Here is an 18,496-nt window from a genome sequence, read left to right as displayed (position 1 = left end):
TGTTTTTGTTGTTCTTAATCAGGTTAAAATGCACATTTCAGGTTCAATCCAAAGCTGCGGGTAGATGGTAAACCAAATACATCCACACCTTGTACACCGTTGCCGGTACTCATGCTCAATTCAGGATCGTAAGGCGCTTTTTTAGTGATGAAGAACAGGTTACGTCCTACCAGTCCAAGCTTCATGTCTTTGAAGAATCCTGGTTTCAATGCGAAAGTATAGCCGATGGATAATTCTCTTAAACGGATATTGGTAGCATCATACATGTAGAACTCCGTGATACCGGCGCGACCGCCAATACCCTGATAGTACAGGTCTGCAGGCACCTTCCCGGTATATGCTTTACCGCTGCCGTAAACAGCAGGTACATCCACGCCACCGTTGTTACGGGCATCTGCGGATGCTTTTGACACACCGTACTGGTCCATCATTGCCTGGGTGATACTCATTACTTTACCACCAAAGCGGCCATCTACAAGGATGTTTACGTTGAACTTTTTCCAGTTAATGGTATTGCTCCATCCCAGGAGGAAGTCTGGTGTTGGGTTACCGAGGTATTCCAGTTTACCGTCTTTTGCTTTGGGCTTACCGGTTTCATCGTCTATTACCAGCTGACCGCTTTCGCTGCGCACTGCTTTCCTGCCGTAGATATCGCCGTAGGAGCTTCCTTCATGCAGTACTAACGCATACGTATTAACGTTGTCGCCTCTTGGTGTGAGGGTATAGTCACCGTTTAACTGCGGCGCCAGTTTGATCAGCTTATTCCTGTTACGGGTGAAGTTGAAGGCAGTGTTCCAGCCTACATTCTTCTGTTTAACTACCTGGAAACCCAGTGTGGCTTCTATACCGGTATTCTGTACGTCACCTGCATTCAGGTAAGCATTAGGATACAGGTAGCCAACGGATACGGGGAAGTCGAAGTATTGATCTTTTGTGTGGGAATTGTACCAGGTAACATCCAGGTTCAGGCGGTTGTCAAGGAATCTCCACTCTGTACCTATTTCAACGGAAGTGGTGATTTCTGGTTTCAGCGCCACGCCACCAAAAGGACCGGCAATGTTGGAGATCAGTGTGCCGGAAATGATCTGGTTGGTAGGACGTGTTACAAACTGATCTACGTCGTTACCCACTTTAGCATAAGATGCACGGATCTTTGAATAAGTGATGGCGGAAGGCATCTTGAATACATCACTCAGAATGGTATTTAAACCAGCTGAGTAATACAGGTAACCTTTCTTCATAGAAGGGGTGTAAGCCAGGGTGGATGACCAGTCGTTACGGGCGGTCAGATCCAGGAATACTTTTTCGCTGAGGTTCACACCGGCTGTTGCAAACACAGATTGGATCTGCCTTCTGGCGCCGGTGGGTGTTAATTTCGCAGCAGGACTCAGGTTCAGGTTACCAATGTGGAATACATTGGCAAAAGCCAGGTCGCCGTCTTTGGAATCTATAAAGGTACGGTCCTGTTTCAGGTCGTTGATACTGGTACCGGCAGTGAAATTGAATCCGAGTTTATCGGATAATTTCCTGTTACCTGATACTAACAGATCACCATAGTATTGTGTGCTGGTGAGGTAATCGTAGGTATAACGGCCGTTGGCATCTGCAATAGTGGTTTGTGTACCGGCATTTGCTTTCAGTTCATATTTATCCCATGCTTTGTTGGCGTTACCACGTACCTGTACGTTTAACCAGTCGTTGATAGCATAGCGTAAGCTCAGTGATGCAATCAGGTTATCTTTCCTGTTTTCGGTAACGTTCCTGTTCAGGATCCAGTATGGATTCTGCTGGAAGTCTTCCCCTGCCTGGCCTTTATCATAATTGATGTTCCACCAGTTCTGCATGTTTACGTTACGCTGTGCAGAGAAGTATTCATAATTGTTTTTGTAACTCTCGAAATCCAGTCCTCTTGGGAAGATATATAAACCGGTAAGCGGGTTATAGTATAAACCGGAAGTAGGACGGTTGTGTGCATTTTGTGTAGTCATCTGCACATTCGCATCAATATTCAGTTTGTCGTTCAGGAAGGTGCCTGTTTCCCTGAAGTTGAGTGTATGCTGACCATACTTTGCGGTAGGCATTATTCCCGTATTCGTGGTATTGGAATAGGAGAAATAAGTTTGTGCCTTTTCAGTACCGCCGGCTACGTTTACGGAGTTGATCCAGGTAGTACCGGTTTTGAAGAAATCTTTTACAATTTCAGGACTGCTGCCTGCTTTGCCCCAGCTATCAATAGTACCGTTACCGGTTTGAAGATAGGAGTTTTGTGATTCTGGCAGGTATGCGGGTCTGTCGATAGTGAAGTTAGAAGAGAAGTTCACTTTTGCCTGACCGGCTTTACCTTTTTTAGTAGTAATGATGATTACACCATTACCGGCCTGGCTGCCATACAATGCAGATGCAGAGGCGCCTTTTAGTACGTTGATGCTTTCAATATCATCCGGGTTGATGGTACTTAAGATATCACCGCCATCGCGGCCACCGGAAGATGCGCCGGATGCCTGTCCCCAGAGATCACCAGGTTGCGCGCTGGTGAAGTTAGCGATAGGTACGCCATCGATCACGTACAGTGGCTGGTTTTCACGGATAGATTTTTGTCCGCGTAAAATCACCCTGGCAGAGCCGCCCACACCGGAAGCGCTGCGGTTGATCTGCAATCCGGAAACTTTACCGGATAAGCTATTGATAACGTTTGTTTCTTTTACGTTCGTCAGATCTTCTCCTTTTACCTGTTGGGTAGAGTAGGTGAGATCTTTTGCTTTACGCTGAATGCCCAGCGCAGTAACTACCAGCTCATTCAGTCCTCTTACATTGTCTTCAAGGGTAGCATTGAGGGTAGCGCTGCTGCCAACGGTACTTTCTTTAATGGCAAAACCAACATAGCTGAAAACCAATACATCACCGGTTTTAGCATTGATATGATATTTACCTTCTGCACTTGTTTGTGTGCCTTTGGAGGCGCCTTTAATTTGTACAGTAACACCAGGAAGAGGATTGCCTTTGCTATCCTTTACGGTGCCGCTGATTTCTTTTTCCTGGAAAGTGCTACGGAATGAAGATGCGGGCGACCATGTATAGCTGGCGGCCTTCACATATGCACTGTCTGCTAATATGGAAGTGAGGGCCAGACCGGTCATAGCGCACACTTTCATAAGGCGTAGGTTTTTTTTCATACTTGCCTTTTTTTTGGTTAATAAATGGGATTTGTATAGTTGAATTAAACTGACCATTTTTTATAGCGTGCATTGTTTGGAAATAAGATAGCCGTTAGCATGGCGCGTACCATCCTTTACTGGCTGTTTTTCTTCGTGTTGTATGCAGTTACCGGCCTATAGGGGCGTGCAAAGCCTCATTGCTTATCGCAATGTGTTGACCGGGTTGAGCAAAGCAAATGTGTTTTCCTTACATGAAATGTTGTTTTTAATAACGTCTGTTTGTTACAGGCTGCATAGCATAAAGCGTTCAATTGTGGCGCTTCCGGAAAGGAGTCGTGCGGAGTTATATTTAGTACTATCCCGTTTTAAATTATTTTTAAATTTTTTTGAGATGTTACCGGAGATCCCACCAGAGCGGTGTTCCGCCGGTATCCGGTCCTTTTAACGTGGCTACAGCACGGGCTACTGCTTTAGGATTGGTAACAAGTTCTATCTGCGGCATGGGCAGGCGGCGGATAAATTTTTCAGTAGAAATAGTGCCGCCACTATTGTTGATTACCACGGGAAATAATTTAGGGTAACCCGTGCGGCGGAATTCACTCCATGCTTCCTGTCCTTCCGGGAACATGGCAATCCATTTCTGGGTGATGATCCGTTCCAGTTTCTGTTGAAGCGCAGCGCTTTCTTCCCACTTAATGGTGATGGTACTTAAATGAGGATCGCCTTCCGGTACGTTATTATCGCCATTCTGCGGATCGGTATATGGATGGGGTTTATCCACATTGTTATTCATATATGCATTAGCGTTAGTAATGCTGTATTGATTAAAAGAAGTGCTGATGCCGGTGGCATAATTAGTGGCTGCGTTACCGGCGCCCAGCCAGCCATACAACGCTGCTTCGGCTTTCAGGAACCAGGCTTCCGCGGCGGTCATAAACAATATTTTATTGTCAAACTTCACCAGCTGGGAAAAGCCACTGTATTCCTCTTTGGCGGCAATCTTAATACCGTTGCGGATGCCGTGGTAAACGTTCACGCCATCATCGGTCGGTACAAAATAATGCGCCAGCCGCGGATCCTTATACCCGGTGAGGATCGATTCCATAGGCGCGCTCATTCTTAAGTCGGCCCAGGTGTAACACATAATATTCAGCGGATGTGTAACCGGTGAAATATTCACTGCAAAATTATCCGCAGGCGTTGTGAGCAGCCCGATCGGATGACGCAGTGCTGCCTCCCCCTCCTCACGCGCTTTTTTCGGATCAATGCCTGAAATACGGATAGCCAGCCGCAAACGAAGGGTGTTGGCAAATTTCACCCATTGGGTGTAGTCGCCTTTGTATACCAGGTCGAAGGCAGCAAAGCGTTGAGGGAAGCCGCTGTTAATAAAACCAGTTAATGTGTCCACCGCTTCATCCAGGTCTTTAAAAAAAGCATAGTACGCTTCCTGCTGTGAATCATAATCAATCCCCATTTCCTCATTCAGTATACCATACTTTGTGTAAATCACCGGGCCATAAATATCGCTGATACGATGCATGGCTTCTACTTTGATGATCTGCGCCCACGCATAAAAATCGGCGTAGTGACCTTTGGCTTTCGATTGTGCAAAATCGCAGGTCTTCATTACATTGCTGTAAGTTACCTGCCACGGTTTATTGTTCCAGTAGTATAACAGGCCATAGTTGGTATTATTGATATTGCCTTCAAAAGGAGTGGGCGCCATCATATAGCCGGAGAAAATATCCGCATTCAGATTTTGTTGCAGCTGGGCAGTAGGCGGGTCGTTATAAATGAGCAGGTTCAACTGGGCCTGCGACAATGGTTCCCCCATCAGCCGGTAATCGGCTTTCAGTTCCTCTTCTGTAAAGTCGAAAGGATTCCTGTTAATCTCATCAAATCTCTTCGTACATGCACTTGCCAGCACAACTGCCATAACGGCGAATAATGTGTTGATTTTCCAGCTTTTCATTGGTGAGTATTTTAAATTCCTAATCTCAGGTTGATGCCCATACTTCGTGTGGGTGGCAACCCAAAAACATCTACACCCTGCAGTCCGTTGCCGGTACCCATAGATACTTCCGGATCAAACGGCGCGTGCAGTTCAAAAAAGAACAGGTTCCTGCCTACTATGCCCATGCGCATATTGCGGATCCATTTCCACTTCAGCGGTATGCGGTAGCTCAGGCTTAGTTCCCTTAAGCGGATGTTGGTGGCATCGTACATATACATTTCGCCAATGCCGGCCCTGCCGCCAATGGTGGTATAGTAGCTTTGTGCATCCAGTTTTCCGCTGTAAGGTGTACCGTTGCTGTTCACCGCGTTTATTTCCACGCCGCCTTTGTCGCGGGCTTTGGCGCTTTCTTCACTTACGCCGTACCAGTCCAGTACTGCCTGTGTTACGCTCATTACCTTGCCACCGAAGCGACCGTCTATGAGGAAGCTGAGGTTAAAGTTTTTATAGTCGATGCTGTTATTCCATCCTAATGTGAAATCGGGATTGGGATTACCCACTTTTTTAAATGCGTTGCGTGTTTGCAGTTTGCCGGCAGCATCAATCACGTAGGCGCCCTTATCGTTCTGCAACAATTCTTTATTGGAATAAATGTCGCCCCAGGAGCCGCCTTCCATGATGAACGAGCCAAACATATTTACCCCGAAATCTGTGAGTACAAACATGCTGCTGGTATCTGCACCGATGATCCTGGAATTGGAAAGGGAAACGATTTTATTTTTATTCGCGGCAAAGTTGATAGTGCTGGTCCAGGACACTGCTTTATTACGTATAGGCATTAAAGTGAGTGTGGCTTCCCATCCCTGGTTTTGTATATTCCCCATGTTGAGATAGTAGGTATTATACCTGTTGCCCAGTGGCGCCGGCACTTCCATGTACTGTTTGTAGTTATTATTTTTGTAGAAGGTGACATCGGCGGTGATCCTGTTTTTCAGAAGATGCGCTTCCAGACCTATTTCAAAAGACCGGTTGTCTTCCGGCTCCAGGCTGAGACCCGGGTAAAGCGTACGTTGATTCAGTACTACCCGTGTAACGCCGGCAATGGTTTGCAGCGTAAACGCCGCCGGCCGGGAAGAGTAGGCGGCGATATCGTTACCTACTTTGGCGTAGGAAATGCGGGAACGCAGGAAATCAACAGCCGCGGGCATTTTAAACATCTCACTCCATACGGCAGATATCCCGGCTGAATAATAAAAATATCCTTTGTGCAGGGTAGAAGTATAGGCGAATGTACTGGACCAGTCGTTGCGGCCGGTGAGATCCAGGAAAAGATAATTGTTGATGCCCGCCTGTACGTTACCGAAAAGGGCCTGCAGTTGCTTCTGGTCTATGCTGTGTTGTGCATCGAGCGAGGTGCTGAGGATATTGGATACCGAAAATTTATTCGGGTAAGTGAGGCCCGGATCGGCATTGGGATTGGAGCCGTTAAAATTGCGTTCGTGTGCTTTGGTGTCTGTAATGCTTGCGCCGATATTGCCGGCCAGGTGGAGCCACTTGTTCATTTTCCGGCTGGCGTTGAGCATCATATCCCCGTACAGTTGGGTATTAAATTCCCGTTCGAGGGTATACCGTCCGTTGGAGCCGGCGAGTACAATTTGTGTCCCGGCGTATGCTTCCAGTTCGTATTGATCAAGCGATTTATCAAAGTTGCCGCGTCCTTTCAATGATAGCCAGTCGTTCAGCTGCCAGGTAAGCGACAGGGTAGCGAGGCCACGGTAGCGGGAATCCAGCCGCAGGTCGCGGTACAGCGCCCACATAGGGTTTTGCTGATCGTCCTGCCCGATCCACTTTTTATCATTGCGGATGTTCCACCAGTTCTGCATGTACAGGTCGCGGCCCTGGTCGTAGTATTCAAAATTATTTTTGTAGTAGTCGAAGTCCTGTCCGCGGGGAAAGGTATAGAGCCCGGAGATGGGGCTGTAGTACAATCCCGATGAAAGCCGGTTGGTAGTGCTTTGTGCGGTGAAAGATACATTGGCGTCCATTACCAGTTTGTCGTTCAGCAGCTTTAATGTTTCGCGCAGGTTCACCGTATGACGGTCGAATTTGTTGGTGGGCAGAATTCCTTTATTGGTTGTATTGGCGTATGAAAAATAACTCTGCGCGGTTTCTGTGCCGCCGCTGAAGGCGATGGTGTTGGTAAAGGTGGAGCCGGTGTTATAAAAGTTTTTTACATGATCGGGTGCATTGATGGATCGGCCCCAGCTCCCGAGTGATCCGGGTTGTGGCGTGCCTACTTTATCCACGCCGGGCGTATCGGTTTGTGCGTAACGATATTGCAGCGGGGGCAGGATCGCGGGCGTTTCGCGGGTATAATCGGAAGAAACGTCAATTTTGCTTCGGCCGGGTTTTCCTTTTTTGGTGGTGATGAGGATCACGCCGTTGGCGGCCTGGCTGCCATAGAGCGCCGCTGCGGAAGCACCTTTCAGGATACTGATGCTTTCAATATCATCAGGGTTGATGTTGGAGATACCGTCGCCGCCGTCGCGGCCACCGGCCCCGATGATGTTATGCGACTGCCCCCATACATCAGCGGGTTGTGCCGGTGTGTAATTGGCATAAGGTACGCCATCCACGATATAGAGGGGTTGATTTTCGCGGGTGGATTTGTTGCCGCGCAATACCACTCTCACGGAGCCGCCGATGCCGGATGCGCTGCGGGTGATGGTGGCGCCGGCCGTTTTTCCGTTCAGGCAGTTGATAACGTTGGCATCTTTTACCAGTTGCAGGTCATCGCCGTCCAGCTGTTGGGTGGAGTAGGGCAGTTCCCGGCTTTTTTTCTGGATGCCCAGTGCGGTAACCACCAGCTCACTGAGTGCTTTTACATTTTCCTGCAGGCGCACATCGATGCGGGGATCGGCGCCCACCGTCACTTCGCGGGTAATGAATCCTACGGAACTGAATACAAGCACATCGCCGGTACTGGCTTTCAGTGAAAAACCAGCATCGGCGTTGGATTGGGTTCCTTTATTGGAATGTTTGATCTGAATGGTGACTCCCGGGAGCTGCGTGCCTTTGTTATCGCGTACGGTTCCACTGATCTCTCTCTCCAGGGACACATGATTCAGCAGGTCTACAGTGGGCGAGGGTTTGGCTTCACTTTCTGCGCCTACAATGATTTTGTTATTGATCAGGGTAAACTTTAATCCGGCCTGAACTGATAGTAACGTAAGCACTTCATCGATGGGTGTTTTCGTACAGTTCAACGTAATCTTTTTCTTCAGGTTAAGATCCGTTTTGTCGTAATGAAAGTTGAGTCCTGTTTTTACCGAAATTTCGGTCATTACTTCTTCCAGGTTTTTATTTTTTACCTGGATGGTGACAACGATACCTGTGGGCGGGTCGGGTGTTTGCGTGATGGCACTAGTCGTTGTGTTCAAGCTCCCCGCCAACAGTAGTGTCAGCATCAACCCCGTGGATACAAACCACATCATGGGGCATGGCTTTACCCTCATATGGACTAGTTTTTGTTTTGCAGGTGAACGGTGTCGTTTTTAATGGTATAAGAAAGGGATTTAGCCAGGCAGATGATATCCATGACGTCTTTCAGGCTTTCGTTTTTGAAAGAGCCGTTGTAGTTCCATTCTTTTTTGTCGCTTTCGTTAATAACGGTAACGTTATAACGATTTTCTATACCTGTTACTATTTCATTATAGGGTGCGTCTTTGAATACGAGGTATCCCTGTTTCCAGGCGGTCACCTCTTCAGGTTTGCTGAAAACAGATTTTACGAGGCTGAGTGAAATGCGGTCGTAGCTGATCTGTTCACTTGGCAGCAGGATGAGTGAGGAGGCGGATTGGCTGTTTTTATTCAGCTGGTCTACTTTTACTTTACCGCTTACAAGTGCCACGGTTACTTTGTGTTCGCTGGCATATGCCCGGATGTTGAAGGCGGTACCGAGTGCAGTGGTGGCCAGTTCCCCGGTATTCACCACAAATTTCCTGGTTGGGTCGGCGGCTACATTGAAAAAGGCTTCTCCTTCTTCCAGGAAAATGGTGCGGCCGTTGCTATCGAAATGTTCGGGGTAGCGTACTTTACTGCCGGCGTTCAGTTCCAGGGAGCTGCCGTCTTCGAGGGTGACACTTTCCTTGTTGCCTTTTGGTGTGGTGATTTCCACAAAACCATCTTTTACCACCCGGTTGGCTCCATTTGCGGCAATGGGGGCGGGTTGGTTGCCGGTGGCAGGATGTGTGCCGGGTGTTGGCTGGTTGAACCAGAAAATACCTGCTGCCAGTAATACTACTGCTGCTGCGGCGTACCAGTAACGGGCACGCATATGCCGCACCTTTGGTGCGGGGGTGATATGTTCGTTGAGTTGTAAACGGATGCTGTCGAGTTCGCGGTCGAGTTCTTTGTCTTCTACATAGGTGGACTTGTGCCGGTTGATATTTTCAAACCATTGATCCACAATAGCCTCCTCCTCCGGTGAGCAATTCCCCTGGTTATACCGTTCCAGCAATATTTTAATCTGTTCTGTGTCCACCTGTTGCCGTTTTATGTGTTGATAAGTCGTAATAACGTGGAAAAGGTACCATGTACATTTAATTATTTTTTATCCGGTGCCGGGTGTGCGGGTTAGATAAACAAATAAACATATATCAGGAGTACGATCAGGTCGGTCCTGGCATAGCTGGTCCTTAGTATCTTTAATGCTTTGGTAATCTGGTTTTTTACGGTCTGCTGTGAAAGGCCAAGATGGGTGGAGATCTGTTCTACGGTAAGGTTTTCGAACCTGCTGAGCATGAAAATTTCTTTCATACGGTCGGGCAGGTGGTTGATGGCTTCAAACAGTTCCTGTGTCCGTGCTTTATTATCTACTGTTTCCGTGATGGAGTGCGGCTGTGCATCGAAATGTTCGATGAGCTGCTGCAGGTATTTGCGGTAAGTGGCGTTTTTCCGGTAAATATCGATGATTTTGTGGCGGGCTACCTGGTACAGGTAAGCTTTCAATGATTCCTTGAGGATCAGTGAATGTCTTTTCTCCCAAAGGGAAATAAAGAGTTCCTGCAGCACATCTTTGCTGATCTCGGAGGCATCCAGTTTGCTGTGTATAAACAAATACAACATTTTACTGTAGCGGTCGTAGATGGCATTGAAGGCAGCGGTGTCGTCGCTTTTCAGCAGCGAAATTAACTGGTTATCGGAATAACTGCTGTACATCGAATTACAGTAGTAATTAAGCGTTTTGGTTGATAATTACTGAAATGAATGTAAGAAGAAAAATTTGATATTTTGACATTTGGCCCTTACTTTTTAAAATAACTAAATAACCAAATGATAAAATAATTACATTTTTTATCATGCTTCCTTCAGGCGCAGTTCATTTTTGTATTCCTTGGGTGTTTTGCCTACTATTTCCTTGAAGAACCGGTTGAAATTGGACAGGTTCTTAAAGCCGCAGGAGTAGGCGATTTCCGCGATGGACCAGTCTTCCTCGGTTAACCGTTTACAGGCGTGCCCGATGCGTACTTCATTGAGGAACTGTACAAAGGATTTTTTTGTACGGTTTTTAAAGAAGCGGCAGAAGGATTGGGGCGACAGGTTGGTGATGCTGGCTACGTCCTGCAGGGATATTTCTTTGGAGAAGTTATTCATGACGTACTTGAATACTTCATCGATCTTATGGTTATCCTTTACATTATAGGCGTGGGAGTAACCGGTGCTGGCCAGGTAATAGCAATCGCGGGTTTCAGAGAGTGTTTTTAAGATGTGGAGCAGGGAGATGATGCGGTCCAGTCCTTCCTTCCGGGGAAGGGCCAGGATCTCGGGTTTCAGCAGCTCGTGGGTGGCGCCGGTGATTTTCATCCCCCTTTGCGCCCGGTGAAATAATTCACTGAGTGCTTTGGTTTCCGGTAATCCGTAAAATTTCTCCCCGAATATGTCTTTAGGGAAATAGATGACCACAGAGCGGGCTTTCAGATTTTCATCTCCCTTATAATATTCTTCCTCATTATACCATACATGCGGTATATGCGGTCCGAGAAACACCATATCGCCTTCTTCAAAGCTCTCGATGCTATCCCCTACAATTCTCTTCCCGTGGCTTTCCGTAACATATACCAGCTCGCACTCCGGATGGAAGTGGAATGGTGTATTGAAATAAGGATCACTTCTTTCTATAATCGTGATCTGATTATCGGCAAAAGCCCCAACTTTAATAAGGATGGGTTTCATTCATGTATTAATTTAAGCTACTATGTTAGTGTGACCGTCCTGTACTTTATTACCATTGCCATTATTCCCGTCTGGGGGAACCCTATGCAGGTAGGCGAGCAGTATTGAGATCATCCTATGAATGATGCCAAATTATTAAAAATTGGTTAAAAAAATATCATTTTGCCGAAAATAACCTTTTTATGTGATAGAAAACAAACCGGGGTAAAGAGCAATAGTTTTGACCGGGTTACTTGGAATAATTAGCACAAGAGCGTAATTTCCAACTTCATTTTGTAAATTACGTCCGGCTAAATCGATGTAGCATTTTTTCTATGAAAGGGATCTCTATTAAAGATATTGCAAAACAAGCCGGAGTATCTCCTACAACGGTATCTTTTGTACTCAACGGTAAAGCAAAGGAGAAAAGAATCAGTGAACAGGTAAGTAAGAAAATCCAGAAAATTGCCACCCGTCTGAAATATAAACCGAACCAGCTCGCCCGCGGACTGCGTACCGGTAAAACCAAAACTATTGGTCTTATTGTAGAGGATATTGCCAACAACTTCTTTGCCACACTGGCCAAAGTAGTGGAAGACGAGGCCGACAAGCATGGTTATAAGGTGCTTTACGGCAGCACAGAAGACAATACGGAAAAGGCAAAAGGACTCCTCGAAGTATTGAAATACCGGCAGGTGGATGGCTATATTATCACGCCTACCAAAAACCTTGATAAAGAAATAGAACTGCTTCAATCGGCCGCCAAACCACTGGTGCTGGTGGATCGTTATTTCCCGCATGTGAACAGCCATTATGTGGTGCTTAATAACTATAAGGGCGCCTATGACGCCACTACTCACCTGGTGAAACAAGGCTATAAAAAAATCGCCATCGTTACTATCGCATCTGATCAAACGCAGATGAAAGAAAGGCTCGACGGGTTCACTGCTGCGCTCAAAGACCATAAAATTCCTTTTAATAAGTCGTTTGTCAAACGCCTGCCGTTCGACCTGGACCGGGAAAGTTTCAACAATGAGATAAAGAAATTCCTCACTGCTGTAAAAGGCGTGGACGCTGTATTTTTTGCCACCAACTACCTGGGTATCGCCGGTATTGAAACGATCCGCTCAATGGGATGGGAGATAGGAAAAGAAATCGGGCTGGTGGGTTTTGATGACCATGACCTGTTCCGTTTGCACAGTCCTTCTATTACCTGTGTATCACAACCTATTGCCGCTATCGGAAAAAGTATTGTGGATTTATTGATGAAAGAACTGAATCATGTGGCGGGCACTCCTGCTTCTCCGCCGCAACAGGTAATACTGGAGCCGGAGTTGATTATCCGCGGTTCTTCTTCGCGGAAGTAATGTCTTTTTGATTTGATTTTATAATGATCAGGGGAGATAAGCATAGATATACCTATGCTTATCTCCCCTGAAGCATTGTATAACCGGCTGTAACCAGGGGGTGATACTTCCTGTATTTATATTATACCCGGAGATAAAACAGGGATAAGCCATATCTCTATAGGTACAACTTATCTACGGCTTAAATACGGGTTATATACGGCTTATCTACGGCTTATCCTATAATGAGGGTGGCATATGGCAGAGATTGCCAATAGATGGATTTAGCGCTTTAAATACAGTTTTTATGCTTTTTTATTTTCAGCCCGGACAGCAATAATTTTTAATGATAGCAGTGAGACATCTTTTTTTATCTCTCTTTATCGTTAAAAAAATCTGAACAAAATCAGATCAATTTAATCACGCTCAATCTGTATAATCCTGAAAAAGACAATCGCCGGCGACGATTACCTAATGCTATTTTAATCACATGGAATATTATTTTCTCTTTCTTAACGAGCTGTTAACGATAAATAAAAAAATTGTTAAATCTTCTTTGCACTTCTCATAATTATCCCTAAGTTTGAAACCATTATTCAGACTGATCAGCCAAACTTGTAGCGAAAATGAAATGTGAGAGTGGTATACAGGTTTTTTTTATGTGGTATTGCTAAAACGTTTTAGTATTACTATAGTGTCAGAATAACAATTAATGCCAATGGAGTAATTCCATTTAATTATTTAAGAACGGAAACCACGTGATTACCATCAGAACCCCTGTGCAATGCAGGCAGGTTAATGGTAGCGGGACCTTTCGTGTCTTTTTTGCTTATGTGTCTGATTCACTTGTTATAATTCACTAAACCAAAAGGAAGCTATGCGAAGATCACTTCTTCTCACCACGTTGCTTTTCTTATGCTGCTGTATCACTGCTTGGGCGCAGGATAAGAAAGCTGTTGCGGGAACCGTTAAGGACGCAAAAGGAACGCCTTTACCGGGTGTTACCGTAAAAGAGAAAAACGCCTCCAACGGAGCTACAACCGGCCCCGATGGAAATTTCAAAATCCAGGTAGCAGATGGTGCTACACTCGTTTTTTCCTACATAGGATTTATCAACCAGGAAGTAGCTGTTAATGGACAGTCTGCCGTAAACATTGTATTAAAAGAAGACAACAAGAATCTGAATGAAGTAGTGGTTACCGCTATGGGTATTAAGAGAGAAGCCAAGGCATTGGGTTACTCTGTGAGTACTGTAAGTTCAAAAGAAATTACCGAAAGCGGAAGCACCAACTTTGCTTCTGCCTTGTATGGTAAAGCAGCCGGTGTGAAAATTGTGGCTGCTCCGGGTGGCGCTGCCAGTGGGGTTTCCGTACAGGTAAGAGGAGTTTCTTCTGTGAGCCTGAGTACACAACCACTGTATGTAGTAGATGGTGTGCCGCTGAGAAACTTTAACGATCCTACTACCAACACTTTTGGTACCAGCAACTCAAGGATTGAGGGAAATGGTGCACTGGACATCAATCCGGAAGACATTGAAACACTGACGATCCTTAAAGGCGCCAGTGCATCTGCATTGTATGGTTCCGAAGCTACTAACGGCGTGGTAGTAATTACCACCAAGAAAGGAGCGAAAGGCCGCGGCCTGAATGTAGACGTTAACTACGTTTACAACCAGGAGAAACTGGCAGCTACACCGGATTACCAGAATGAATATGGCCCCGGTTATGACCCTGCAACCAATCTCCAGGTGGGGGCTACACCGGATGGCTGGATTACAGACGCTGATGGCGCCATGCATCCTTATTACAGAGCGTACGATCAGTTCGGACCAAAATTCGACGGCCGCGACGTAAAATACTGGGATGGCACTACCCGTAAATATGTAGCGCAAAAAGATAACTACAAGGATTTCTTCCAGAATGGTTATAACTCTGCTGCAAACGTGGCTATTTCCAATGCAAGCGATAAAGGCAGTTTCCGGTTTTCTTACAATCGTGTAGATTATAAGAGCATTATGCCGGGAAGTAATCTCTATAAAAACAACTTTAACTTCAACGGTACATTAAAACTAAGTGACAGGGTTAGCGTAGATCTGATATCTACCTATAACAACACCTTTGTTCACAACCGTGCGAATGTGATGAGCAACATATTCGGTTCATTTGATGGCTTCTTCAGCCGCTTCGATGACATGAGTACGTTCTTCAATAAATATCAGACCAGCAACGGTTACAAATATGTTGCTGCAGATAATAACCAATACGATCAGGACGAGAAAATGGCTTACCGTTTCCGGGCTACCAACCTGATGGACTACCTGTGGAACAACCTGCGTAACAGGTATGATGAAACACAGAACCGTTTCATCAACAGCGCTACGCTGAATGTAAGCATCCTGAACAGCCTGCGTTTCAGAGGTCGTGTGGGTGGTGATTTCACCAACGTTACTACTTCTGATCAGCAATACAATACCAAGCCGGCTGTTTATGGTTATACCGGTCAGTATGCACTGAATACCCGTAATAACAATTCCTTTTATGGAGATGCGATGCTGATCTATAATCCTAAAGTAGCGAAGGATTTTGATATGTCCTTCACTGGTGGTGTTACCGGCCGCAAACAGAAATATAAGAATCAGTATACCCAGACGAAAGGTGGTTTGATGGATGAAAACTGGTTTAGTCTGGCCAACTCGGCTGACCCTCTGTATGCAACAGGAGTTCGTGCAGAACAGATCGATGTAGCTGGTTTTGGTATGGTGAACCTGGCTTATAAAGGATTCCTGTTCCTGGAAGGAACCGGTCGTTATGAGTCTACTTCTACTTTGCCGGTAAAAAATAACAAATACTTCTATCCATCTGTGAATGCTGGTTTCCTCCTGTCAGAAGTAGTGAAGCTGCCTTCTTTTGTGGATTACGCCAAGTTCAGAGCCTCTTATGGCCTGGTGGGTAACCATCCCAACATGTACCAGGCTAACGTTGCCTACAATCCTTACACCGTTACCCTCAGTAAGAATAATATTCCCTATCAGCAAACCAATCCCAGCGCCTTTGGTAATGAAGAGCTGAGATCTGAGAAGAAAAGGGAAACTGAGTTTGGTTTCGAGGCAAGATTCCTGAAAAATAAGCTCGGTGTAGACTTCAGTTACTATAATAACAAAGTCATGGATCAGATCCTGACTATGAGTACACCAGCATCTGGCGGTGCTACCTCTCAGATAATGAACGCAGGTGACCTCAGCAACTCTGGTTTTGAAGCGGCTATCAATGCTTCTCCAATCACTACCAAAAATTTCAGCTGGACTACCCGCTTTAATTTTGCCATCAACAAGAACAAGCTCACTGCCTTGAGAGATGGTATGACAACCTTAACCATGCAGAGTTATGACGGTGGTTACCTGCTGCTGCAATCCAACGTAGGTGATCCACTGGGTAACATTTATGTACACCCACGTGATAAAGACGCGAACGGTAACTACCTGGTAAATGCAGATGGTATTTATACGGCTAATACCAACGCATGGGAATTAGCAGGTAACATTATGCCTAAAGTAGTGGGTGGTTTCTCCAACTCGCTCCGCTATAAAAACTTTACACTCGACTTCACACTGGACTACCGCTTAGGTGGAGACCTGGTATCTATTCCTTACTACTACCAGATTGGTGCAGGTATGTTTAACAGTACCCTGCAATACAGGGATGCTGCTCACGGTGGTATTGCTTACGATGCTATTGATTATGCCAGCGGTAACCTGGTGGCTAATCCAAATGGTGCACATCACGATGGTGTGATTTTACCAGGCGTAACTGCTGATGGTAAAAAGAATGAAAAAGTTATTACTGCTGCTCAATACTACATGAATCAGTACGACTGGCAAACCAATGGTCTGTATGAAAATGCAGTAATGAAAAACAGCTATATCAAGCTTCGTGAAGTAACCCTTACTTATAACATGCCAAAAAGCATTGTTGAAAAATTACACTTCCAGGGTTTGCAGTTCTCACTGGTGGGCAGAAACCTGTTCTATGTGTGGAAAACTTTGCCAAAAGGCTTAGATCCGGAAGTAGCAGTAGGTTCTCAATGGTTTAGCCAGGGAATTGATGGTGGTACCGTTGGACCAACAAGAAGTTTGGGAGCCAGCCTGCGTGCCCGTTTCTAGCAGAATACTGATTTGTAAACGAACTTAACAGATTAAAATGAAACGCCTTTTAATAAATACTTCACTGCTTATCTTACTGGTAGCTACTTTCAGCTCTTGTAAGAAACAAATTGCAGACGCCTACCCGAATCCGGAGTTAACTACTACCGGGTCTATGAGCAAACTGCTCAGCGGTATGTACATGAACAAACGTATGCGACCGTCTTATTGGGATTATGCAACTTTCATATTACCGACCACTGCTGCATTTTCACAAGCAACGGCACTTTCGCCATCCATAAAAATGTATATCCCTACCCCGGCCTATACGGAGAACCGTTGGATAGATTTTTACGCAGGTAGTAAGAGTGATGATAATGACCTGAACTATGTTGGCCCTGGTATTATGGCTAACTATCGTGAAATGGAAACCACCTACGGCAAATTAACGCCGGCCCAACAGGCAGATCAGTTGATTTTCCTGAACTGTGCCAAAGTAGTGATGTATGATCAGGCCGCACAAATGGTAGATCTCTGGGGAGACATTCCTTTCAGCAAGGCTGGTTCTCTCAACACTGACCGCGTGGTAATACCTGCAGCTTTTGATGATGCTGCGGCTATCTATGATACACTGATTGCCGGACTGGACAATCTGAACAGCTATTTTGAAACGGCTACGATTTCAGTTGAAACAAAGGCCGCTTTTCAGAGAGCTGATTTCTTGCTGAACGGCGACCTTACAGCCTGGAGGCGTTATGCTAACTCCCTGCGCCTGCGCCTGTTGATGCATACTTCTTATGTAAAAGAAGCGAATGCCAAAACAGCAGTAACGGCTATGCTGACCAACCCGTCCAAGTATCCGCTGGTGAGTGACAACTCCCAAAACGTAGTGATCAAAATGAGTTCACCTACTTTGAAAAGCGACCTGCAAAGCGCCTTAACAGGTAGCCCGTTTGCGCCTGCATTTCTGCTGGATACGGTAATGGCAAACAACAGTGATCCACGTACGGATGTTTATTGGGATGCGGGTAAGACCCACGGCATGAAGGGCTTCCCGACTAACGGCACTACCAACGATTATGATAAATTAGGGTATGCTACTTACGATACTGCTACATTCTTTAATAACTACAATGTGCCTGGCGTAATATTTACTGCCTCTGAAGTAAGCTTCCTGAAAGCAGAAGCAGGCGAAAGATGGAGCATTGGTACTCCGCAAACAGATTACGAAAACGGTATTACGCAATCAGTAGGTTTTTACTACAGTATTAACCAATCTGCTGTATTCAGCTCCGGTGTATGGCCTATACTGCCTACGCCGTCCGGCACTGTTATTAGTAATTTCATTGCTAAGCCAGCTATTGCCTATACTGGTACTTCCCAGCAGAAACTGGCGAAGATCTGGACACAAAAATGGGTGAACTTCTTTATTCTGCAGGCAGGTGAATCATGGACAGAAGTCAGACGTACAGGCTATCCTGTATTGCCTTTTGCTACAGGTACTTCATCCGGTTCTACCACACCACCTCAGCGTTTGTTGTACCCGTCAACTGAACAGATATACAATGCGGAGAACTACGCAAAAGTTGCTGCAAAAGACAAAGCCAACATCAAAATTTTCTGGGACGTTCGTTAAGGACCAGTGAACAATTATAATAAAAAACGTCCCGGACTTTCCGGGACGTTTTTT

9 protein-coding genes are annotated in these 18,496 nt (G+C 45.8%); 3 read left to right on the top strand and 6 right to left on the bottom strand.

Annotated elements, in window-relative coordinates; translation table 11 throughout:
• Positions 1-23: 23 nt before the first annotated feature.
• The 6 genes from B5Z18_RS16155 to B5Z18_RS16130 all read right to left on the bottom strand — a co-directional run bounded on the left by B5Z18_RS16155 (position 24) and on the right by B5Z18_RS16130 (position 11,343).
• Positions 24-3,173 carry a SusC/RagA family TonB-linked outer membrane protein gene (locus B5Z18_RS16155; protein WP_200817288.1) on the bottom strand — a complete coding sequence of 1,050 codons (3,150 nt, stop codon included), beginning with the start codon at positions 3,171-3,173 and terminating at the stop codon, positions 24-26.
• A 376-nt stretch (positions 3,174-3,549) separates the two neighbouring features.
• A complete protein-coding gene (locus B5Z18_RS16150) occupies positions 3,550-5,127 on the bottom strand; it encodes a SusD/RagB family nutrient-binding outer membrane lipoprotein (protein WP_079470514.1) in 1,578 nt (525 codons plus the stop codon).
• Between the two features lie 11 nt (positions 5,128-5,138).
• Positions 5,139-8,624 carry a SusC/RagA family TonB-linked outer membrane protein gene (locus tag B5Z18_RS16145; RefSeq protein WP_079470513.1) on the bottom strand — a complete coding sequence of 1,162 codons (3,486 nt, stop codon included), beginning with the start codon at positions 8,622-8,624 and terminating at the stop codon, positions 5,139-5,141.
• A 5-nt stretch (positions 8,625-8,629) separates the two neighbouring features.
• Positions 8,630-9,652 carry a FecR family protein gene (locus tag B5Z18_RS16140; RefSeq protein ID WP_079470512.1) on the bottom strand — a complete coding sequence of 341 codons (1,023 nt, stop codon included), beginning with the start codon at positions 9,650-9,652 and terminating at the stop codon, positions 8,630-8,632.
• Positions 9,653-9,744: 92 nt separating this feature from the next.
• Positions 9,745-10,329: an RNA polymerase sigma factor gene (locus B5Z18_RS16135; RefSeq protein ID WP_079470511.1), complete on the bottom strand. Its 585-nt coding sequence runs from the start codon at positions 10,327-10,329 to the stop codon at positions 9,745-9,747.
• Between the two features lie 138 nt (positions 10,330-10,467).
• Positions 10,468-11,343, bottom strand: coding sequence for an AraC family transcriptional regulator (locus B5Z18_RS16130; protein WP_079470510.1), 876 nt, complete (start codon positions 11,341-11,343; stop codon positions 10,468-10,470).
• Between the two features lie 314 nt (positions 11,344-11,657).
• Between B5Z18_RS16130 and B5Z18_RS16125 the strand changes: the two genes are divergently transcribed.
• The 3 genes from B5Z18_RS16125 to B5Z18_RS16115 all read left to right on the top strand — a co-directional run bounded on the left by B5Z18_RS16125 (position 11,658) and on the right by B5Z18_RS16115 (position 18,442).
• Positions 11,658-12,689 (top strand): LacI family DNA-binding transcriptional regulator, encoded by a 1,032-nt coding sequence (locus B5Z18_RS16125; protein WP_079470509.1) that lies wholly within the window; start codon positions 11,658-11,660, stop codon positions 12,687-12,689.
• 856 nt (positions 12,690-13,545) lie between these two features.
• On the top strand, positions 13,546-16,827 hold the full coding sequence (locus tag B5Z18_RS16120; protein ID WP_079470508.1) for a SusC/RagA family TonB-linked outer membrane protein: 3,282 nt from the start codon (positions 13,546-13,548) through the stop codon (positions 16,825-16,827).
• Positions 16,828-16,864: 37 nt separating this feature from the next.
• Positions 16,865-18,442, top strand: coding sequence for a SusD/RagB family nutrient-binding outer membrane lipoprotein (locus B5Z18_RS16115; RefSeq protein ID WP_079470507.1), 1,578 nt, complete (start codon positions 16,865-16,867; stop codon positions 18,440-18,442).
• Positions 18,443-18,496: the final 54 nt, after the last annotated feature.

This window comes from Chitinophaga ginsengisegetis (genome assembly GCF_900168065.1).
GTDB lineage: Bacteria > Bacteroidota > Bacteroidia > Chitinophagales > Chitinophagaceae > Chitinophaga > Chitinophaga ginsengisegetis.
Note: the sequence above shows the minus strand (reverse complement) of the source record. Positions and strands in the feature narration are given on the sequence as shown.